The sequence below is a fragment of the Mycolicibacterium vaccae NBRC 14118 = CIP 105934 genome (genome assembly GCF_001552715.1).
GTDB classification, from domain to species: Bacteria; Actinomycetota; Actinomycetes; order Mycobacteriales; family Mycobacteriaceae; genus Mycobacterium; species Mycobacterium vaccae.
The window spans coordinates 1-16,535 of record NZ_BCRS01000140.1 but is presented as its reverse complement, the minus strand read 5'-3'; the positions used below and the strand labels follow the sequence as shown (position 1 = coordinate 16,535).

At 69.1% G+C, this 16,535-nt stretch carries 20 protein-coding genes and 1 pseudogene; 4 read left to right on the top strand and 17 right to left on the bottom strand.

Annotated features, from left to right (window positions below):
* The 6 genes from lgt to MVA01S_RS22635 all read right to left on the bottom strand — a co-directional run.
* Window positions 1-1,041: prolipoprotein diacylglyceryl transferase (lgt, locus tag MVA01S_RS22660; protein WP_082762398.1), on the bottom strand; the 1,041-nt coding region annotated here is incomplete at its 3' end.
* The gene (trpA, locus tag MVA01S_RS22655) at window positions 1,038-1,826 is read right to left on the bottom strand and encodes a tryptophan synthase subunit alpha (RefSeq protein WP_003932097.1); all 789 of its coding nucleotides are present in this window, start codon (window positions 1,824-1,826) and stop codon (window positions 1,038-1,040) included. The genes trpA and lgt, both read right to left, overlap by 4 nt.
* Complete coding sequence (trpB, locus tag MVA01S_RS22650; RefSeq protein ID WP_003932098.1) at window positions 1,823-3,085, bottom strand: tryptophan synthase subunit beta; 1,263 nt, start codon at window positions 3,083-3,085, stop codon at window positions 1,823-1,825. Before trpB ends, trpA begins: the two co-directional genes overlap by 4 nt.
* The gene (gene trpC, locus MVA01S_RS22645) at window positions 3,086-3,904 is read right to left on the bottom strand and encodes an indole-3-glycerol phosphate synthase TrpC (RefSeq protein ID WP_003932099.1); all 819 of its coding nucleotides are present in this window, start codon (window positions 3,902-3,904) and stop codon (window positions 3,086-3,088) included.
* Between the two features lie 72 nt (window positions 3,905-3,976).
* A complete protein-coding gene (locus MVA01S_RS22640) occupies window positions 3,977-4,558 on the bottom strand; it encodes a TIGR02234 family membrane protein (RefSeq protein WP_003932100.1) in 582 nt (193 codons plus the stop codon).
* On the bottom strand, window positions 4,555-6,081 hold the full coding sequence (locus tag MVA01S_RS22635) for an anthranilate synthase component I (protein ID WP_003932101.1): 1,527 nt from the start codon (window positions 6,079-6,081) through the stop codon (window positions 4,555-4,557). Before MVA01S_RS22635 ends, MVA01S_RS22640 begins: the two co-directional genes overlap by 4 nt.
* Window positions 6,082-6,113: 32 nt before the next feature.
* On the opposite strand from MVA01S_RS22635, the gene MVA01S_RS22630 reads away from it, so the two are divergent.
* Both MVA01S_RS22630 and MVA01S_RS22625 read left to right on the top strand, forming a co-directional pair.
* Window positions 6,114-6,581: a peroxiredoxin gene (locus tag MVA01S_RS22630; protein ID WP_003932102.1), complete on the top strand. Its 468-nt coding sequence runs from the start codon at window positions 6,114-6,116 to the stop codon at window positions 6,579-6,581.
* Entirely contained in the window at window positions 6,578-7,372 is a 795-nt protein-coding gene (locus MVA01S_RS22625; RefSeq protein ID WP_003932103.1) for an ABC transporter ATP-binding protein, read from the top strand. Before MVA01S_RS22630 ends, MVA01S_RS22625 begins: the two co-directional genes overlap by 4 nt.
* Window positions 7,373-7,448: 76 nt before the next feature.
* On the opposite strand, the gene hisI is transcribed toward MVA01S_RS22625, so the two are convergent.
* From hisI to hisD, 8 genes are read right to left on the bottom strand one after another with little or no spacing between them, the layout of a single operon-like run.
* A complete protein-coding gene (gene hisI, locus MVA01S_RS22620; protein WP_003932104.1) occupies window positions 7,449-7,799 on the bottom strand; it encodes a phosphoribosyl-AMP cyclohydrolase in 351 nt (116 codons plus the stop codon).
* 28 nt (window positions 7,800-7,827) lie between these two features.
* On the bottom strand, window positions 7,828-8,613 hold the full coding sequence (gene hisF / locus MVA01S_RS22615; RefSeq protein ID WP_003932105.1) for an imidazole glycerol phosphate synthase subunit HisF: 786 nt from the start codon (window positions 8,611-8,613) through the stop codon (window positions 7,828-7,830).
* Window positions 8,610-9,428, bottom strand: a complete 819-nt coding sequence (locus MVA01S_RS22610; protein WP_003932106.1) for an inositol monophosphatase family protein — start codon at window positions 9,426-9,428, stop codon at window positions 8,610-8,612. Before MVA01S_RS22610 ends, hisF begins: the two co-directional genes overlap by 4 nt.
* Window positions 9,425-10,180 carry a bifunctional 1-(5-phosphoribosyl)-5-((5-phosphoribosylamino)methylideneamino)imidazole-4-carboxamide isomerase/phosphoribosylanthranilate isomerase PriA gene (gene priA, locus MVA01S_RS22605; RefSeq protein ID WP_003932107.1) on the bottom strand — a complete coding sequence of 252 codons (756 nt, stop codon included), beginning with the start codon at window positions 10,178-10,180 and terminating at the stop codon, window positions 9,425-9,427. The genes MVA01S_RS22610 and priA overlap by 4 nt, the downstream gene beginning before the upstream one ends.
* Window positions 10,181-10,185: 5 nt before the next feature.
* Window positions 10,186-10,806, bottom strand: a complete 621-nt coding sequence (gene hisH / locus MVA01S_RS22600) for an imidazole glycerol phosphate synthase subunit HisH (RefSeq protein WP_003932108.1) — start codon at window positions 10,804-10,806, stop codon at window positions 10,186-10,188.
* Window positions 10,803-11,417 carry an imidazoleglycerol-phosphate dehydratase HisB gene (gene hisB, locus MVA01S_RS22595; protein ID WP_390176156.1) on the bottom strand — a complete coding sequence of 205 codons (615 nt, stop codon included), beginning with the start codon at window positions 11,415-11,417 and terminating at the stop codon, window positions 10,803-10,805. Before hisB ends, hisH begins: the two co-directional genes overlap by 4 nt.
* Window positions 11,418-11,425: 8 nt before the next feature.
* Window positions 11,426-12,571: a histidinol-phosphate transaminase gene (locus tag MVA01S_RS22590; protein ID WP_237024376.1), complete on the bottom strand. Its 1,146-nt coding sequence runs from the start codon at window positions 12,569-12,571 to the stop codon at window positions 11,426-11,428.
* Between the two features lie 7 nt (window positions 12,572-12,578).
* Window positions 12,579-13,964: a histidinol dehydrogenase gene (gene hisD, locus MVA01S_RS22585; protein ID WP_003932020.1), complete on the bottom strand. Its 1,386-nt coding sequence runs from the start codon at window positions 13,962-13,964 to the stop codon at window positions 12,579-12,581.
* Window positions 13,965-13,999: 35 nt separating this feature from the next.
* Between hisD and MVA01S_RS22580 the strand changes: the two genes are divergently transcribed.
* Together MVA01S_RS22580 and MVA01S_RS22575 are read left to right on the top strand one after the other, a co-directional pair.
* A complete protein-coding gene (locus MVA01S_RS22580; protein WP_003932019.1) occupies window positions 14,000-14,383 on the top strand; it encodes a nitroreductase family deazaflavin-dependent oxidoreductase in 384 nt (127 codons plus the stop codon).
* A gap of 21 nt (window positions 14,384-14,404) precedes the next feature.
* Window positions 14,405-15,043, top strand: a complete 639-nt coding sequence (locus MVA01S_RS22575; RefSeq protein WP_003932018.1) for a LysE family transporter — start codon at window positions 14,405-14,407, stop codon at window positions 15,041-15,043.
* A gap of 3 nt (window positions 15,044-15,046) precedes the next feature.
* On the opposite strand, the gene MVA01S_RS22570 is transcribed toward MVA01S_RS22575, so the two are convergent.
* The 3 genes and pseudogenes from MVA01S_RS22570 to MVA01S_RS22560 form a co-directional block, all read right to left on the bottom strand.
* Window positions 15,047-15,484: a hypothetical protein gene (locus MVA01S_RS22570; RefSeq protein ID WP_003932017.1), complete on the bottom strand. Its 438-nt coding sequence runs from the start codon at window positions 15,482-15,484 to the stop codon at window positions 15,047-15,049.
* A 3-nt stretch (window positions 15,485-15,487) separates the two neighbouring features.
* The gene (gene nadC / locus MVA01S_RS22565) at window positions 15,488-16,345 is read right to left on the bottom strand and encodes a carboxylating nicotinate-nucleotide diphosphorylase (protein WP_003932016.1); all 858 of its coding nucleotides are present in this window, start codon (window positions 16,343-16,345) and stop codon (window positions 15,488-15,490) included.
* Window positions 16,345-16,535 (bottom strand): annotated as a pseudogene (locus tag MVA01S_RS22560) (L-aspartate oxidase); the annotation flags it as partial. The gene nadC and the pseudogene MVA01S_RS22560, both read right to left, overlap by 1 nt.

The following is a 16,535-nucleotide window of genomic DNA, read 5'->3' as shown; positions in this document are numbered from 1 at the left end:
AGCGCTGGGGGAAGACTCCCCGGATTCCAACTCGGAGATGAGGGCTTCGACCTCGGCCTCGTCGCCCTTCGACTCCCGCGCGGCGTCCTCTTCGGCGGCCTTGGCTGCGGCGACAATCCCCCCGCCGGACGCGACAGCCGCAACTTTCGCGAGATCCTCGGCACCGGCCTCGACATCGACTTTGCCCCTCAGGGTCGCAGGATCCTCACGCCCCTTGGGCGCGGCCATGATGTAGACGACGGCGCCGATGAAGACGAACGTGGAAGTGAACGAGTTGACCCGAATACCGGCGAGCTCCGTCGCCGCGTCACTGCGCAACAACTCGATCCAGAACCTGCCGGCACAGTAGCCCGCGACGTAGAGCGCGAACAATCGGCCGTGACCGATGTTGAATCTGCGATCGACCACGATCAGCACGACGAAGACGAGCAGGTTCCACAGCAGCTCGTAGAGGAACGTCGGATGCACGACCTGGACCAGCTGGCCGGTGGACACCCCGTTGAGCGCATCCGGCACGCCCGAGGTGTTCACCCGCTCGTAGATCTCCAGGCCCCACGGGACGGTGGTCTCACGGCCGTACAGTTCCTGGTTGAAGTAGTTCCCGAGTCGTCCGATCGCCTGTGCGAGAACGATTCCCGGCGCGACCGCATCACCGAACGCGGGCAGCGGTATGCCGTAGCGGCGGCACGCGATCCACGCACCGACACCGCCGAGGGCCACCGCGCCCCAGATGCCCAGGCCGCCGTCCCAGATCCGCAGCGCACCGGCGGCGCCCACACCGCCCTCACCGAAATACGTTCGCCAGTCCGTGAGTACGTGATACAGGCGCCCGCCGATCAGACCGAACGGCACCGCCCACAACGCGACGTCATAGATGACACCGGGCTGACCACCGCGGGCGACCCACCGTCGGTCCCCGATGACCAGTGCGGCGATGATCCCGGCGATGATGAAGAGCGCGTAGGCGCGGACCGGGAACGGCCCTAGGTGCCAGACCCCCTGAGACGGACTGGGGATGTATGCCAGGACCGTAGTTGTCACGCAGTGATCCTCTGCCTTACGCCGTCAGCGAGTTCTTCGGTGAGCCTCCGCAGTGCCGGGACGCCCTCCTTGAGAGACGACACCAGCGCCGACCCGACGATGACGCCGTCGGCGTAGGCGCCGATCTCGGCGGCCTGCTCACGCGAGCGCACTCCCAGGCCCACCCCGACCGGGATGTCGGAGACCGATTTGACGCGGCGCACCAGCTCCGGTGCGGCGTTCGACACCGCGTCACGGGCACCGGTGACGCCCATCGTCGAGGCTGCGTAGACGAACCCGCGCGACGCTTTTACCGTCTGCGCCAGCCGTTCCGGCGTCGAGGACGGCGCCACCAGGAAGATCCGGTCGAGGTCATGGGCATCCGAAGCGGCCAGCCACTCCTCTGCCTCGTCCGGGATCAGGTCCGGCGTGATCATGCCGGCCCCACCCGCCGAGGCGAGGTCACGGGCAAAGGTGTCAACACCCTTGCGCAACACAGGATTCCAGTAGGTCATCACGACAGCGTGGCCACCGGCGTTGCTGATCGCCTCGACCGCCCGCAGCGCGTCATACACCCGGACGCCGCCGCGCAGCGCCACCTCGGTGGCTGCCGCGATCGTCGGCCCGTCCATCCCCGGGTCGGAGTACGCCACCCCGACTTCCACGATGTCGCAGCCGGATTCCACCAGCGCGACCATCGCCTCGATGGAGCCCTCGACATCTGGAAACCCCGTGGGCAGATAGCCGATCAGCGCCGAGCGTCCCTCCGCCTGGCAGGAGTTGAACAGTCCAGCCAGCCGGCTCATCTCGTCCCGTCCTCCAACAGACCGAACCACTTGGCCGCGGTCTCGACGTCCTTGTCGCCGCGGCCCGACACGTTCACCAGGATGATCGATCCAGCTCCGAGTTCCGGACCCAGTTTGAGCGCACCCGCGATCGCGTGCGCCGACTCGATCGCCGGGATGATCCCTTCGGTGCGACTCAGCAACGACAACGCGTCCATCGCCTCGGTGTCGGTGATCGGCCGGTACTGGGCACGACCCACATCCTTGAGCAACGCGTGCTCGGGACCGACGCCCGGATAATCCAGACCCGCTGAGATGGAATGGGATTCGATCGTCTGACCGTCCTCGTCCTGCAACAGGTACGAGTACGAACCTTGGAAGGCACCCGGCGATCCACCGGTGAAAGTGGCGGCGTGCCTGCCGGTCTCCACTCCGTCACCGGCGGCCTCGAAGCCGAACAGCTGCACGCCGGGGTCGTCGATGAACGCGTGGAAGATGCCGATCGCGTTGGACCCGCCACCCACACACGCGACGACCGCGTCCGGCAACCGGCCCGCCTGGTCGAGCATCTGGGCCCGCGCCTCCATGCCGATGACGCGCTGGAAGTCGCGCACCATCATCGGGAACGGGTGCGGTCCCGCGGCCGTGCCGAAGCAGTAGTAGGTGTTGTCGGCGTTGGTGACCCAGTCTCGGAACGTCTCGTTGATGGCGTCCTTCAACGTCTTCGACCCGGACTCGACCGCGACCACCGACGCGCCGAGCAGTCGCATACGGGCCACGTTGAGCGCCTGGCGCGCGGTGTCGACCGCACCCATGTAGATGACGCATTCCAGGCCCATCAACGCGCACGCGGTCGCGGTCGCGACACCGTGCTGTCCGGCGCCGGTCTCGGCGATGACCCGGGTCTTGCCCATCTGCTTCGCCAGCAGGGCCTGCCCCAGGACATTGTTGATCTTGTGGGATCCGGTGTGGTTGAGGTCTTCTCGCTTGAGGAAGATCCGCGCATTTCCGGCATGCTCGCTGAGCCGCTCGGCCTCGTACACCGGTGACGGGCGCCCGGTGTAGTGGCGCTGGAGCCTGTCGAGTTCGTCGAGGAAGGTCTGGTCACCGCGGGCCTTCTCGTAGGCTGCGGTCACCTCCTCGATGACGGCCATCAGCGCCTCGGGGACATACCTGCCGCCGTAGACACCGAAGTGGCCCCGGTCATCGGGATCGTGAGAGGTGGGTTCGGCGACTGCGGCGCTGGCGCGCGGCAGGTCCGGACCGGCGAAATCGACCACTTAACGCGCAGGTTTCGGGCAGGACGGATGGGTACCGGCGGTGACCAGGTCAGCCACGGCGCTACGGGGGTCGCCACTGGTGACCAGCCCTTCGCCGACCAACACCGCGTCGGCGCCTGCGCCGGCGTAGGCGAGCAGGTCGGCGGTGCCGCGCACTCCCGACTCGGCGACGCGGATCACGTTACTGGGCAGTCCGGGAGCGATCCGGGCAAAGCAGTCCCGGTCGACCTCGAGGGTCTTGAGGTCACGGGCATTGACGCCGATCACCGATGCCCCGGCCTGCAGGGCCCGGTCGGCCTCCTCCTCGGTGTGCACCTCGACGAGCGCGGTCATGCCCAGCGACTCGGTGCGCTCGAGAAGCGATTCCAGCGCGGGCTGTTCCAACGCCGCGACGATCAGCAGCAACATGTCCGCACCGTGGGCCCGGGCCTCGTGAATCTGGTACGGCTTGACGATGAAGTCCTTGCGCAGCACCGGGATGGACACGGCTGCACGCACGGCGTCGAGGTCATCGAGCGAGCCGTTGAAGCGTCGCTGCTCGGTCAGCACGCTGATCACCCGCGCACCGCCGTCCTCATACGCACCGGCCAGTGCCGCCGGATCACCGATCTGAGCCAGCTCTCCCCGTGACGGGCTCGCACGCTTGACCTCGGCGATCACCGCGATACCGGGGGCACGCAACGCTGCCATCACGTCAAGCGGGGCCGGAGCGCGCTTGGCCTGCTCTTTCACCTCGTCAAAGCTGACGACGGCTTCGCGAGCGGCAACGTCGACGCGGACCCCGTCGATGATGGAGTCGAGCACGGTCGCCGAACCCATAGGCGTCGTATCCCTTCCCCTGACGGCCGTTCGATCAATACCGAAGGGTAGTCGCAACCGAGCCATGCTTCGTCACCGCCCCTGATTGTCGGGGTTGGTAGGGTCCCGCCCCTCGTCGAGTGCGTCCCAGATCATCCGCTCCGACATCGTCCCGTCCCCCACTTCGTCTTCCGTGACAGCGCGCCGCGCGTAGCGCTGCGCCTCCCCGCGCCGCTGTGTCGCCGATCTCATCAACAGTACGGCCCCCAGCAGCGACAGCAACGCGGCGATCAACGTGATCACCGCGCCGGTGTAGTGCCGCTGCGTGTCCAGCAGGTCTGCGACCGGCACGTCGGCCAGTCGGGCCGCCCGGACCGCGTCGTCGGTGATCACCCACAGGCTGATCGCCAGATACCCCATCCCGGCGCTGGCGCCGGCCACCAGCACTGCCAGGATCCGCAGCGGCCAGCCGCGCACCGCCAGCGCGGCGACCGCGGCAGCGAGCACCAGCAGGGCCAGCGGGATCAGCGCGGTCGACCAGGTCGACCCCGCCAGGTCGGTGGTCTTGGGCTGCCCGAGCCCGTCGAACGACGAGATCTGCACCCACGTCAGCCGCGACGCCGCCCACAGGCCGGCCGCGGCGAGCACCAACAGCAGTTGCGCGACGCGGGTCACGGCTCACTCAACGTCTCGGCGGCCGCGATCGCCGCCAGCACCGCACGAGCCTTGTTGGAGGCCTCGTTGTACTCGTAGGGCCCGTTGGAGTCGGCGACGACACCACCCCCGGCCTGCACGTAGGCGGTGCCGTCGCGCATCAGCGCGGTGCGGATCGCGATCGCGAAGTCGGCGTTGCCCGCGAAGTCGAGATAGCCCAGGACACCGCCGTAAAGGCCGCGGCGGGTCTTCTCGACCTCTTCGATCAGCTCCATCGCCCGCACCTTGGGCGCCCCGGACAGCGTGCCCGCCGGGAAGCACGCCGTCACGGCGTCCAGTGCGGTCTTGTCGTCAGCAAGCAGGCCCGTCACCGTCGACACCAGGTGCATCACGTGGCTGTAGCGCTCGATGTGGCTGTAGTCCTCGACCTTGACGGTCCCCGGACGGCACACCCGCCCCAGGTCGTTGCGGCCCAGGTCGACGAGCATCAGGTGCTCGGAGCGCTCCTTCTCGTCGGAAAGCAGCTCCTTCTCCAGGAGAAGGTCCTCCTCCTCCGTGTCGCCGCGCCAGCGGGTTCCGGCGATCGGGTGGGTGGTGGCCCGCCCGTCCTTGACCGTGACCAACGCTTCAGGACTGGAGCCGACGATCGAGAAATCAAGTCCCCCAGTCTCATCGGGAACATTGAGCAGATACATGTAGGGGCTCGGGTTGGTCACCCGCAGCATCCGGTACACATCGAGGGGATCTGCGCTGGTGTCCATCTCGAACCGCTGCGACGGCACCACCTGAAACGCCTCGCCGGCCTCGATGTCGCCGACGAGCTTGTCCACGATCGCGGTGTACTCCTCGACGGTCCGCTGCGACCGGTGCTCCGGCGCCGGCCGACTGAATGTGGCCACCGTGGAGGACAGCGGTTCGGCCAGCGCGGCGGTCATCACGTCGAGCCGGGCGACCGCGTCGTCGTAGGCCCAGTCGACGCGGTCGTCGGTGCCGTTCCAGTTCACGGCATTGGCGACCAGTGTGATCGTGCCCTCGTGGTGGTCGACGGCGGCGATGTCGGTGGCCAGCAACAGCATCATGTCCGGCAGGCCGAGATCGTCGACGGTCAGTTCCGGCAGCCGCTCCAGACGGCGCACCATGTCATAGGCGAAGAAGCCGACCAGACCGGAGCTCAACGGCGGCAGGCCGGGCAGCACGGCGGTCTCCAGCAACGTCAGCGTGGTGCGCAGCGCCTGCAGCGGGTCACCGCCCGACGGCGCATCCTGCGGGATGACCCCCAGCCAGACGGCCTCACCGTCACGGACGGTCAGCGCCGACGGTGCGCCCGCACCGATGAACGACCAGCGCGACCACGACCGCCCGTTCTCGGCGGACTCGAGGAGGAAGGTGCCGGGCCGATTGGCGGCGAGCTTGCGATAGGCCGACAGCGGCGTCTCGCTGTCGGCCAGCACTTTGCGGGTCACCGGGACCACGCGATGCTCGGCGGCCAGCGCCCGGAAGTCCTCACGCGTCGTCGTCGCGCTGAGGGTGGCGGTCGTCTGCACGGGGTGATTGTCCCAGAAGTACGGTTGAGAACATGAATCCCCTCAAACCGGGTGATCGGGTGGCCGACTTCGAACTGAAGGACCAGACCGGCACCAGCAGGACGCTGACCGGTCTGCTCGCCGACGGTCCGGTGGTGCTGTTCTTCTATCCGGCCGCGATGACCCCGGGATGCACCAAGGAGGCCTGCCATTTCCGGGATCTGGCAGCAGAGTTCGCGGCCGTCGGCGCGAACCGCGTGGGCATCAGCGCCGATCCGGTCGACAAGCAGGCCGCGTTCGCCGAGCAGCAGAAGTTCGACTACCCGCTGCTGTCGGACACCGAGGGCGTGGTGGCGACCCAGTTCGGTGTCAAGCGCGGACTGCTCGGCAAGCTCATGCCGGTGAAACGGACCACGTTCGTCATCGACACCGACCGCACGGTGCTCGACGTCATCGCCAGCGAGTTCAGCATGGACACCCACGCCGACAAGGCGCTGGAAACCCTGCGCCGGCGCGCATGACACCGGTGCTCGAACTGGCCGATGTGACGTTCCGTCGCAACGGCAAACAGATCATCGACGGCATCTCGCTGACGGTCGAGGAGGGCGAACACTGGGCGCTGCTGGGCCCCAACGGCGCCGGTAAGAGCACTTTGTTGGGCTTCTGCGCGGCGGCGCTGTTCCCGACCTCCGGAACCGTACGGATCCTCGGCGACCAGATGGGCCGGGTGGACCTGGCCCGGCTGCGTCACCACATCGGGCACGTCAATCCCCGTCACCAGCTGCAGTATTCGCTGACCGTCCGCGACGTCGTGCTGACCGGCATCACCGCGACCATCGACACACCGATGCGGTGGGCGCCGTCAGCTCAGGAGAGCGCCCGCGCCGACGAGATGATCTCGGCGGTCGGGTTGTCCCACAAAGCCGACGACGTGTGGCCGACGCTGTCGCAGGGCGAACGCGGGCGCACCCTCATCGCCCGCGCGCTGATCGCCGAGCCCCGGTTGCTGCTGCTCGACGAACCGTCCACCGGGCTGGATGTGGCGGCGCGCGAACAGCTTCTGGAGACCGTCGACGCGCTGGATCAGACCCACCCTCAGGTGGCGTCGATCCTGGTCACCCATCACCTCGAGGAGTTACCGACCTCGACGACGCATGCGCTGCTGATCTCGGAGGGCCGCACGGTGGCCTCCGGGCCCGCCCGCGCGACCATCACCACCGAGACGGTGTCGGAGGCCTTCGCCCATCCCGTGGTGGTCGGATACGACGAGGGCCGTTGGACGGCGCGGGCGAAGGCGAGCCGCATCATCTAGGTGGCCGACTCTGAAGTTGTTTGCGATATCCGGCGGATTCCTCGACAACAAGTTCAGATTCGGCGGCCGTGACCGGTCAGGCTTCGGGCCCGAGCAACAGGTCGGCGTCGAAACAGGTGTGGTCACCGGTGTGGCAGGCCCCGCCGACCTGGTCGACCTCCAGCAGCACGGTGTCGCCATCGCAGTCCAACCGCACCGAGTGCACCTTCTGGGTGTGCCCGGAGGTCAGACCCTTCACCCACTGCTCGCCGCGCGAGCGTGAGAAGTAGGTCGCCTCACGGGTTTCCAACGTGCGGGCCAACGCGTCGTCGTCCATCCAGGCCACCATGAGCACCTGACCGGTGCCGCGCTCCTGCACCACCGCGGTGAACAGCCCGTCGGCGTTGCGCTTGAGCCGTGCCGCAATCGCCGGGTCGAGAGCGCTCATCGCAACCCTCGGCTCTTCGCGCAAGCGCTCATCGCACAATGATCCCTTCGGCGGCCATCGCCGCCTTCACCTGACCGATCGTCAGGTCCCGGAAATGGAACACACTGGCAGCCAGCACCGCGTCGGCACCGGCGAAGACCGCAGGCGCGAAATGCTCGGCCGCGCCCGCACCGCCACTGGCGATCACCGGCACCGTCACGGCGCCGCGCACGGCCCGCAGCATCGCCAGGTCGAACCCGGCCTTGGTGCCGTCGGCGTCCATCGAATTGAGCAGGATCTCCCCCACGCCGAGTTCGGCACCGCGGGCGGCCCACTCGACCGCGTCGATCCCGGTGCCGCGCCGACCGCCGTGCGTGGTGACCTCCCACCCCGAGGGCGTCGGCTGCGAACCCTCCGGCACCGTGCGGGCATCGACCGACAGCACGATGCACTGGGACCCGAACTGCCGCGAGAGCTCGGAGAGAAGTTCCGGACGCGCGATCGCGGCCGTGTTCACCGACACCTTGTCCGCGCCGGCACGCAGCAGCACGTCGACATCGGCGACCGACCGCACCCCACCGCCGACGGTCAGCGGGATGAACACCTGTTCGGCGGTGCGCCGCACCACATCCAGCATCGTCGACCGACCTGACGACGACGCGGTGACGTCGAGGAACGTCAACTCGTCGGCGCCTTCGGCGTCGTAGGCCGCGGCGAGTTCGACCGGGTCGCCGGCGTCACGCAGGTTGGCGAAGTTGACGCCCTTGACCACACGGCCGTCGTCGACGTCCAGGCACGGGATCACCCGGGTCGCGACGTCGCCGGCCGCCGTCACAGGTAGTCCTGCGGGTCACCGGCGGCCCGGACGAGTTCCAGGATCTCCTCGTGCACGCCTGGTGCGGCGGCCAACGCCGACGGCGAGGACGGGGTCCAGTCCTGCCCGGACAGGTCGGTCACGATGCCGCCCGCGGCCCGGACCAGCGCCACACCCGCGGCGTGATCCCACACGTGGTGGCCGAAACTGATCGCCCCGCCCAGGACACCGGCGGCGACGTAGGCGAAGTCGACGCCGGTGGCGCCGTGCATCCGCATCCGCGAGCAGTCCCTGCTCAGGTTCTCCAGCACCTTGATCCGGTACCGGCCGGGATAGCGCCCCCGCGAGTCGATGTTGAAAGTGCCTGTCCCGACCATTGATTCGGCCAGGGTCACCTGTTCCAACGGGTCAAGCTGCGCCCCGTTGCACAGCACGGGCGCACCGACCATCGAGGTGTAGCGCTGATCCATGAACGGCAGCCACGTCAGACCGAGTACCGGCTCGCCGTCCCACAGCAGACCGAGCAGGATCGCCGCCATCGGCGAACCGGCCGCGTAGTTGAAGGTGCCATCGATGGGGTCGAGCACCCACACGGATTCGGCGTCCAGGGGTTCACCGCCGAACTCCTCGCCGTGCACACCGATACCGGTGAGCCGGGTCAGCTCGGCGACGACCCTGCGCTCGATGGCCAGGTCGACCTCGGTGGCGAAGTCGTTGCCTTTCTTGGCCACCGCCGAATCGGCCCGGTGTCCGGCCACGAACTGCGCCGAGGCGGCGTCGAGCACACCCGCAGCGGTCTCCAGCAGATCGGCGAGCTGCTTCGGCTCCGGCCTCACGTGCGGACCGCGTCCAGGGCCTGCGGCAACGTGAAACGGCCCGCGTAGAGCGCCTTTCCGACGATGGCGCCCTCCACGCCGCGGTCGGTCAACGTCGCGATCGCACGCAGATCATCGAGGCTGGACACGCCGCCGGACGCGATCACCGGGGCGTCGGTGCGTTCGCAGACCTGGGCCAGCAGGTCCAGATTCGGCCCGTTGAGGGTGCCGTCCTTGGTCACGTCGGTGACGACGAAGCGTGAGCAGCCTTCGCTGTCAAGGCGTTCCAGCACCGTCCACAGATCGCCGCCGTCGGTCTCCCAGCCGCGGCCGCGCAACCGGTGACGGCCGTCCTCGATCTTGACGTCCAGCCCGACCGCGACCTTCTCGCCGTGCTCGGCCACGACCTTGGCGCACCATTGCGGGTTCTCCAGCGCTGCGGTGCCCAGGTTCACCCGCGCGCAACCGGTGGCCAGCGCGGCGGCCAGCGAGTCGTCGTCGCGGATCCCGCCCGACAGCTCGACGGCGACGTCGAGTTGGCCGACCACCTCGGCGAGCAGTTCGCGGTTCGAACCGCGGCCGAACGCCGCGTCGAGGTCGACCAGGTGGATCCACTCCGCGCCGTCGCGCTGCCACGTCAGCGCCGCGTCGAGCGCCGATCCGTACTCGGTCTCGCTGCCGGCCTGCCCCTGCACCAACCGGACGGCGCGGCCCTCGACCACGTCGACGGCGGGCAGCAGGACCAGTTGGGAGGAGGCGTTCGCGGAATTCACGCTGGTCAACTTAGCGCCCCGACCCAGTTGGACAGTAATTCGGCGCCCGCGTCACCACTCTTCTCCGGGTGGAACTGGGTGGCCGAGAGCGGACCGTCCTCGACCGCGGCCAGAAACGGCACGTGGTGGGTGGCCCAGGTGAGGCGCGCAGTGTCCGCGCCCTCCCACTGCTGGGCGGCATAGGAGTGCACGAAGTAGAACCGGGTGTCGGCGTCCATGCCCTTGAACAGCACACTGTCGGTGGGAGCGTCGACGAGGTTCCAGCCCATGTGCGGGATCACCGGGGCGTCCAGCCGGATCACCGAACCGGGCCACTGCCCGCACCCGGCGGACTCCACCCCGAACTCCACCCCGCGGGCGAACAGGATCTGCATGCCGACGCACACACCGAGCACCGGCCTGCCGGCCGCCACCCGGTCGGCGATGATCTTCTCGCCGCCGATGCCGGTCAGCCCCGCCATGCAGGCCTGGAAGGCACCGACACCGGGCACCACGAGACCGTCGGCGTGGGCCGCCGCGTCCGGGTCAGCAGTGACCTCCACTTGGGCCCCGACCCGTTCCAGAGCCCGCTGCGCGGACCGCAGGTTGCCCGATCCGTAGTCGAGGACGACGAGTTTGGCTGTCACAGAGTGCCTTTGGTCGACGGGACGCCGCTGACGCGGGGGTCGTACTCGACGGCCTGACGCAGCGCCCGGGCCACCGCCTTGTACTCGGCCTCGGTGATGTGGTGCGGGTCGCGCCCGTAGAGGGTGCGCACGTGCAGCGCGATCCGCGCGTTGTACGCCAGGGATTCGAAGACATGCCGGTTGACCACCGTGTGGTACGGCGCCGCCGAACCGGCGATCGTGAACTGCACCATGTAGTCCGGCTCGCCGGTGTGCACGAAGTAGGGCCGCCCCGACACGTCGACGGCGGCATGTGCCAGGCATTCGTCCATCGGGATGAACGCGTCGCCGAAGCGGCGGATGCCCCTCTTGTCGCCCAGTGCCTGCGCGAGCGCCTGACCGAGCACGATCGCCGTGTCCTCGATGGTGTGGTGGCCCTCGATCTCGATGTCGCCGACGGCCTTGATCGTCAGGTCGAAGCTGGCGTGGCTGCCCAGCGAGGTCAGCATGTGGTCGAAGAAAGGGACCCCGGTGTCGACGCTGACCTGCCCGGTGCCATCGAGGTCGAGTTCGACGACGATGTCGGATTCCTTGGTCTTGCGCTCGACTTTGGCGCGTCGGGCCGGACGGATCGGTTCGCTCACGGTGCTCCTATTCGGGCGCTGGCTGCCAGCAGCGCGTCGTTCTCTTCGGCCAGGCCGATGGTGGTGCGCAGATATCCGGGGATACCGACGTCGCGGATCAGCACCCCATGGTCCAGGTAGCGCTGCCAGGTGGCGGGCGCGTCTGCGAACTCGCCGAACAGGACGAAGTTCGCGTCACTGGGGATCACCCGGAAACCCATGTCCGTCAACGCCTGGGACACCCGTTCGCGTTCCGCAACCAGAGTCGCGACGCTGCTCAGCGTGTCATCGGCATGCCGCAGCGCCGCGCGGGCGGCCGCCTGGGTCAGCGACGAAAGGTGGTACGGCAGGCGCACCAGCAGCATCGCGTCGATCATCGCGGGGGCGGCGGCGAGGTAGCCGAGCCGCCCGCCGGCGAACGCGAACGCCTTGCTCATGGTGCGGCTGACGACCAGCCGGGTGGGATACGCATCGATCAACTCGACCGCGCTGGGCTGCGACGAGAACTCTCCGTAGGCCTCGTCGACGATCAAGATGCCGCCGGGCTGCGATGCCAGCGCCTCCAGCATGGTCCGCAGGTCATCGAGCGAAACGCTCTGTCCCGTCGGATTGTTGGGGCTGGTGACGAAGACGACGTCCGGATTGTGTTCCTTGATCGCGGCCGCGGCGACGTCCGCGTCGAGGCGGAAGTCGTCGTCACGGTCGGCCACCAGCCACCGGGTCTGGGTCCCGTCGGAGATGATGGGGTGCATCGAGTAGGACGGCACGAAGCCCAGTGCGCTGCGGCCCGGACCGCCGAATGCCTGCAGCAACTGCTGGAGGATCTCGTTGGAACCGTTGGCGGCCCACACGTTCTCGACGCCGATGGCGACGCCGGTCTGCGCCCTCAGGTAGGCGGCCAGGTCGGTGCGCAACGCGACCGCGTCACGGTCGGGATACCGGTGCAACTCCGCGGCCACCACCCGCACCGACTCGGTCACGTCGTCGATCAGCGCCTGCGTCGGCGGATGCGGGTTCTCGTTGGTGTTCAGCCGCACCGGGACGCTCAACTGCGGGGCGCCGTACGGAGATTTGCCGCGCAGGTCGTCACGCAGCGGCAGATCGTCGAGGGTGACCGATGCGCCGGGTACCGGTGTGGTCACGATCGTCTGTCCTTCGCGCACGCGCCCATCACCTTTCGAACCTGCGCCGGACGGCTTCGCCGTGGCTGGGCAGGTTCTCGGCCTTCGCCAGCGTGATCACGTGACCGGACACGTCTTTGAGCGCCGCCTCGGTGTAGTCGATGACGTGGATGCCGCGCAGGAACGTCTGTACCGACAGACCGCTGGAGTGCCGCGCGCAACCCGCCGTGGGCAGCACGTGATTCGAGCCGGCGCAGTAGTCGCCCAGGCTCACCGGTGAGTACGGCCCGACGAAGATCGCTCCGGCAGAGCGGATCCGCCCCGCCACGCCTGCGGCGTCGACGGTCTGGATCTCCAGGTGCTCGGCGGCATAGGCGTTGACGGCGCGCACGCCGGCATCGAGGTCGTCGACGAGCACGATCGCCGACTGCTGCCCGCTCAGCGCTGCGGTCACCCGCTCGCGGTGCACGGTGGTCTCCAACTGCACGGCCAGCTCGCGGTCGGTCGCATCGGCCAGCGCGGAACTGTCGGTGACCAGCACGCTGGCAGCCATCTCGTCGTGCTCGGCCTGGCTGATGAGGTCGGCGGCCACGTGCACCGGATCGGCGGTGTGGTCGGCCAGGATCGCGATCTCGGTGGGTCCGGCCTCGGCGTCGATGCCTACCTGGGAGCGACAGATCCGCTTGGCGGCGGTGACGTAGATGTTGCCGGGCCCGGTGATCATGTCGACCGGGGCCAGCTCGGTCCCCTCTCCCGGCGCTCCGCTTGCCCCGACGCCGTCGGTATCGGTGCCGCCGTAGGCCAGCAGTGCCACTGCCTGTGCGCCGCCGACCGCCCACACCTCGTCGACGCCGAGCAACGCGGCCGCGGCCAGGATCGTCGGGTGCGGCAGGCCTTCAAACGGGGCAGGGTTCGACGATTGCGGCGGGCTGGCGATCACCAGGGATTCCACACCGGCAGTCTGCGCGGGGACGACGTTCATCACGACGCTCGACGGGTAGACGGCGTTGCCGCCGGGCACGTACAGCCCGACCCGCTCGACCGGCACCCACCGCTCGGTCACGGTCGCCCCCGGCGCCAGCGTGGTGGTGGTGTCGGTGCGCCGCTGGTCGGCGTGCACGGTGCGGGCCCGCTCGATCGCGACCGCCAACGCGGCCCGGACGTCGGGATCGAGCGCGTCCAGCGCTGCCGCCAGCGTGTCGGACGGCACCCGCACCCGGTCGGGGCGCACCCCGTCGAAGGACGCGCCATACTCGAGTGCGGCCTCGGCCCCGCGCGCGGCGACAGCGTCGACGATGGGTCTGACCTTGGGGACGACCGCGTCGACGTCGACACCGCCGCGCGGCAGCACACCCCGCAGCCGGGCCGCCGACAACGTCGTGCCGCGCAGATCGATGCGCCGCAGAAGCCCTGGCGATACATTCACGCTGACCATTGTCCCAGAGCAGGCCAAATCCATTTGGAGGCGTCATGTCCGACTTGCCGCGGATGTTCCCGGAGTGGCTGGACCGGATTCAGATCAAGTACATGAACCCGGTGATCAAGCCGCTGGCGGGCAAGCTTCCCGGGCTGTCGGTCATCAAACACCGAGGTCGCACGTCTGGACGCAGCTACGAGACGGTGGTGACCGCGTACCGCAAGGGCAACGAACTGGCCATCGTGCTGGGGCACGGCAGGACCGACTGGGCCAAGAACATCCTCGCCGCCGGTGAGGGCGACGTCCGGTTGTTCCGTGACGAAGTGCACATCGTCAATCCGCGAATCGTGCCCAACGGCGACGGGGTCGCCGCGTTGCCCGGGATGGCACGCCGCCAGGCCAGGAACGTCGCCGTATTCGTCGCCGATATCGTTTGACACCGCCTGCAGAATCGTGGCATGACCTGGCAGATGTGGTTGGCGTTCCTCGGAGCGGCGATCGTGATCGCGGTGTCGCCGGGCGCGGGCGCCATCCAGTCGATGGCCACGGGCCTCACGCACGGCGTCCGGCGGGGCTACTGGAGCATCCTCGGCCTGGAGGTCGGGCTGATGCTGCAACTGACACTCGTGGCGATCGGACTGGGCGCCGCGGTCGCCAACTCCATCCTCGCGTTCACCGTCATCAAGTGGGTCGGGGTCGCGTACCTGGCCTATCTGGCGGTCCGTCAGTGGCGCAGCGCAGCCGTCGACCTGAACGCCCAGGTCGATCGGGTCACCGCGGGCGGGCGCCGGACGCTGATGGCGCGGGGGTTCCTGGTCAATGCCACCAACCCCAAGGGGCTGCTTTTCTTCCTCGCGGTGATGCCGCAGTTCGTGGTGCCGACCGCCCCCCTGCTGCCGCAGTACCTCGCGATCGGCTCGACGATGGTCGCCGTCGACATGGTCGTGATGGGGCTCTACACCGGCCTGGCGGTGCGCCTGCTGACCTGGCTGCGCACCCCACGCCAGCAGACCCTGCTCAACCGGGTGTTCTCCGGCCTGTTCGCCACGGCCGCCGTGGTGCTGTCGCTGCTGCGGCGCGGTCCGGCAGCGGCCTGACGGCTAGCCGCAGCGCCCGCTGATCGCCGTGGCGGCGGCCTCGGCGTCCTGGAGTCGGCGGGCCTGCACGGGGTCGTCGTTCGGCACGCCCGCGGTGGCCGCGGCACCGATGTCCATCAGATGGTCGGCGAATCGGCGGACTTCGCCGGCCAACTCGGCGGGGGTGGCCGGATCGAGGCGGGCCAGCAGGTACTGCCCGCCGTCGAACAGCGCCACCCGCGCATTGGCCGCCGCCGCCAGCGCCCCGGCGATGTCCGCGGGCGCCTCGACGTTGGTGTTGGTCGCGACCCCGGTGCGCACGGTGTCGAACGCCGAGCAGATGCGCGTCGTCGCGTCGCCGCGCTGCGCGTCGGTGTACTCGGGCCCGGTGTCGAACGTGCGCAACAGCGCGAACCCCGCGACCCCGAGGGCCAGCACCGCGACGGCCAGCGACCACTTCATGGTCTACAGATCCAACCCCAGATCGAGCACGCGCACCGAATGGGTCAGGGCGCCCACCGCGAGATAGTCCACCCCGGTGCCCGCGTAGTCGGCGGCGTTCTCCAACGCGAGACCACCCGAGGACTCCAGCTTGGTCTTCGGCGACTTCGCGTCGCGGCGCTGCACTGCGATCTGGGTCTGCCACACCGGGAAGTTGTCCAGCAGCACCAGCTCCACGTCCTCGGCGAGCACCTCGTCGAGCTGCTCCAGCGAGTCCACCTCCACCTCGCACGGCAGATCCGGTGCGGCCGAACGCACTTGGCGCAGCGCGGCGACCACCGAGCCCGCGGCGGCGACGTGGTTGTCCTTGATCAGCGCGGCGTCGCCGAGGCCGAGCCGGTGGTTCGTGCCGCCACCGACGCGTACCGCGTACTTCTGCAGGGTGCGCAGCCCGGGCAGGGTCTTGCGGGTGTCCCTGATCTGCGCGGAGGTGCCCGACACCGCCTCGACCCACGCTGCCGTGGCGGTCGCGATGCCCGACAGGTGCGACACCAGGTTCAGCATGGTGCGTTCGGCGGTCAGCAGACCCGGCGTGGGCGCTTCAACGGTCAGCGCGATGCCGCCACCGTCGAGCCGGGTGCCGTCGGTCACTCGGTGCTGCACGCGGTAGCCGTCGGCGCCGAGCACCTCGTCGAGCACCAGCAGCGCCAGATCCAGGCCGGCCACCACCCCCGGTTCCCGCGAGACGACCGAGGCGGTCGTGCGGGATCCGGCCGCGACGGTGGCCAGCGTGGTCACGTCGGGCCCGTAACGCAGGTCCTCGTCGAGCGCGCGTGCGATGACGGCACGGGCGTCGGCCAGTTCGGCGTCGGTGAGAGTCATCAGCCCACCGCCACCGCGGCCGGAGCCGCATCGCGGACAGTGCCGATCGCCTGCGCCGGGTCCGGTTCGGGGAAATCCCGGCGATGGTGACAGCCGCGGGTCTCGGTGCGCGCCAGTGCCGATGCCGCGACCGCGCCCGCGACCGCGGTCAGCGCCGCCTCCTCGAAGTCCGAGCGCGACCGCAGCGCGC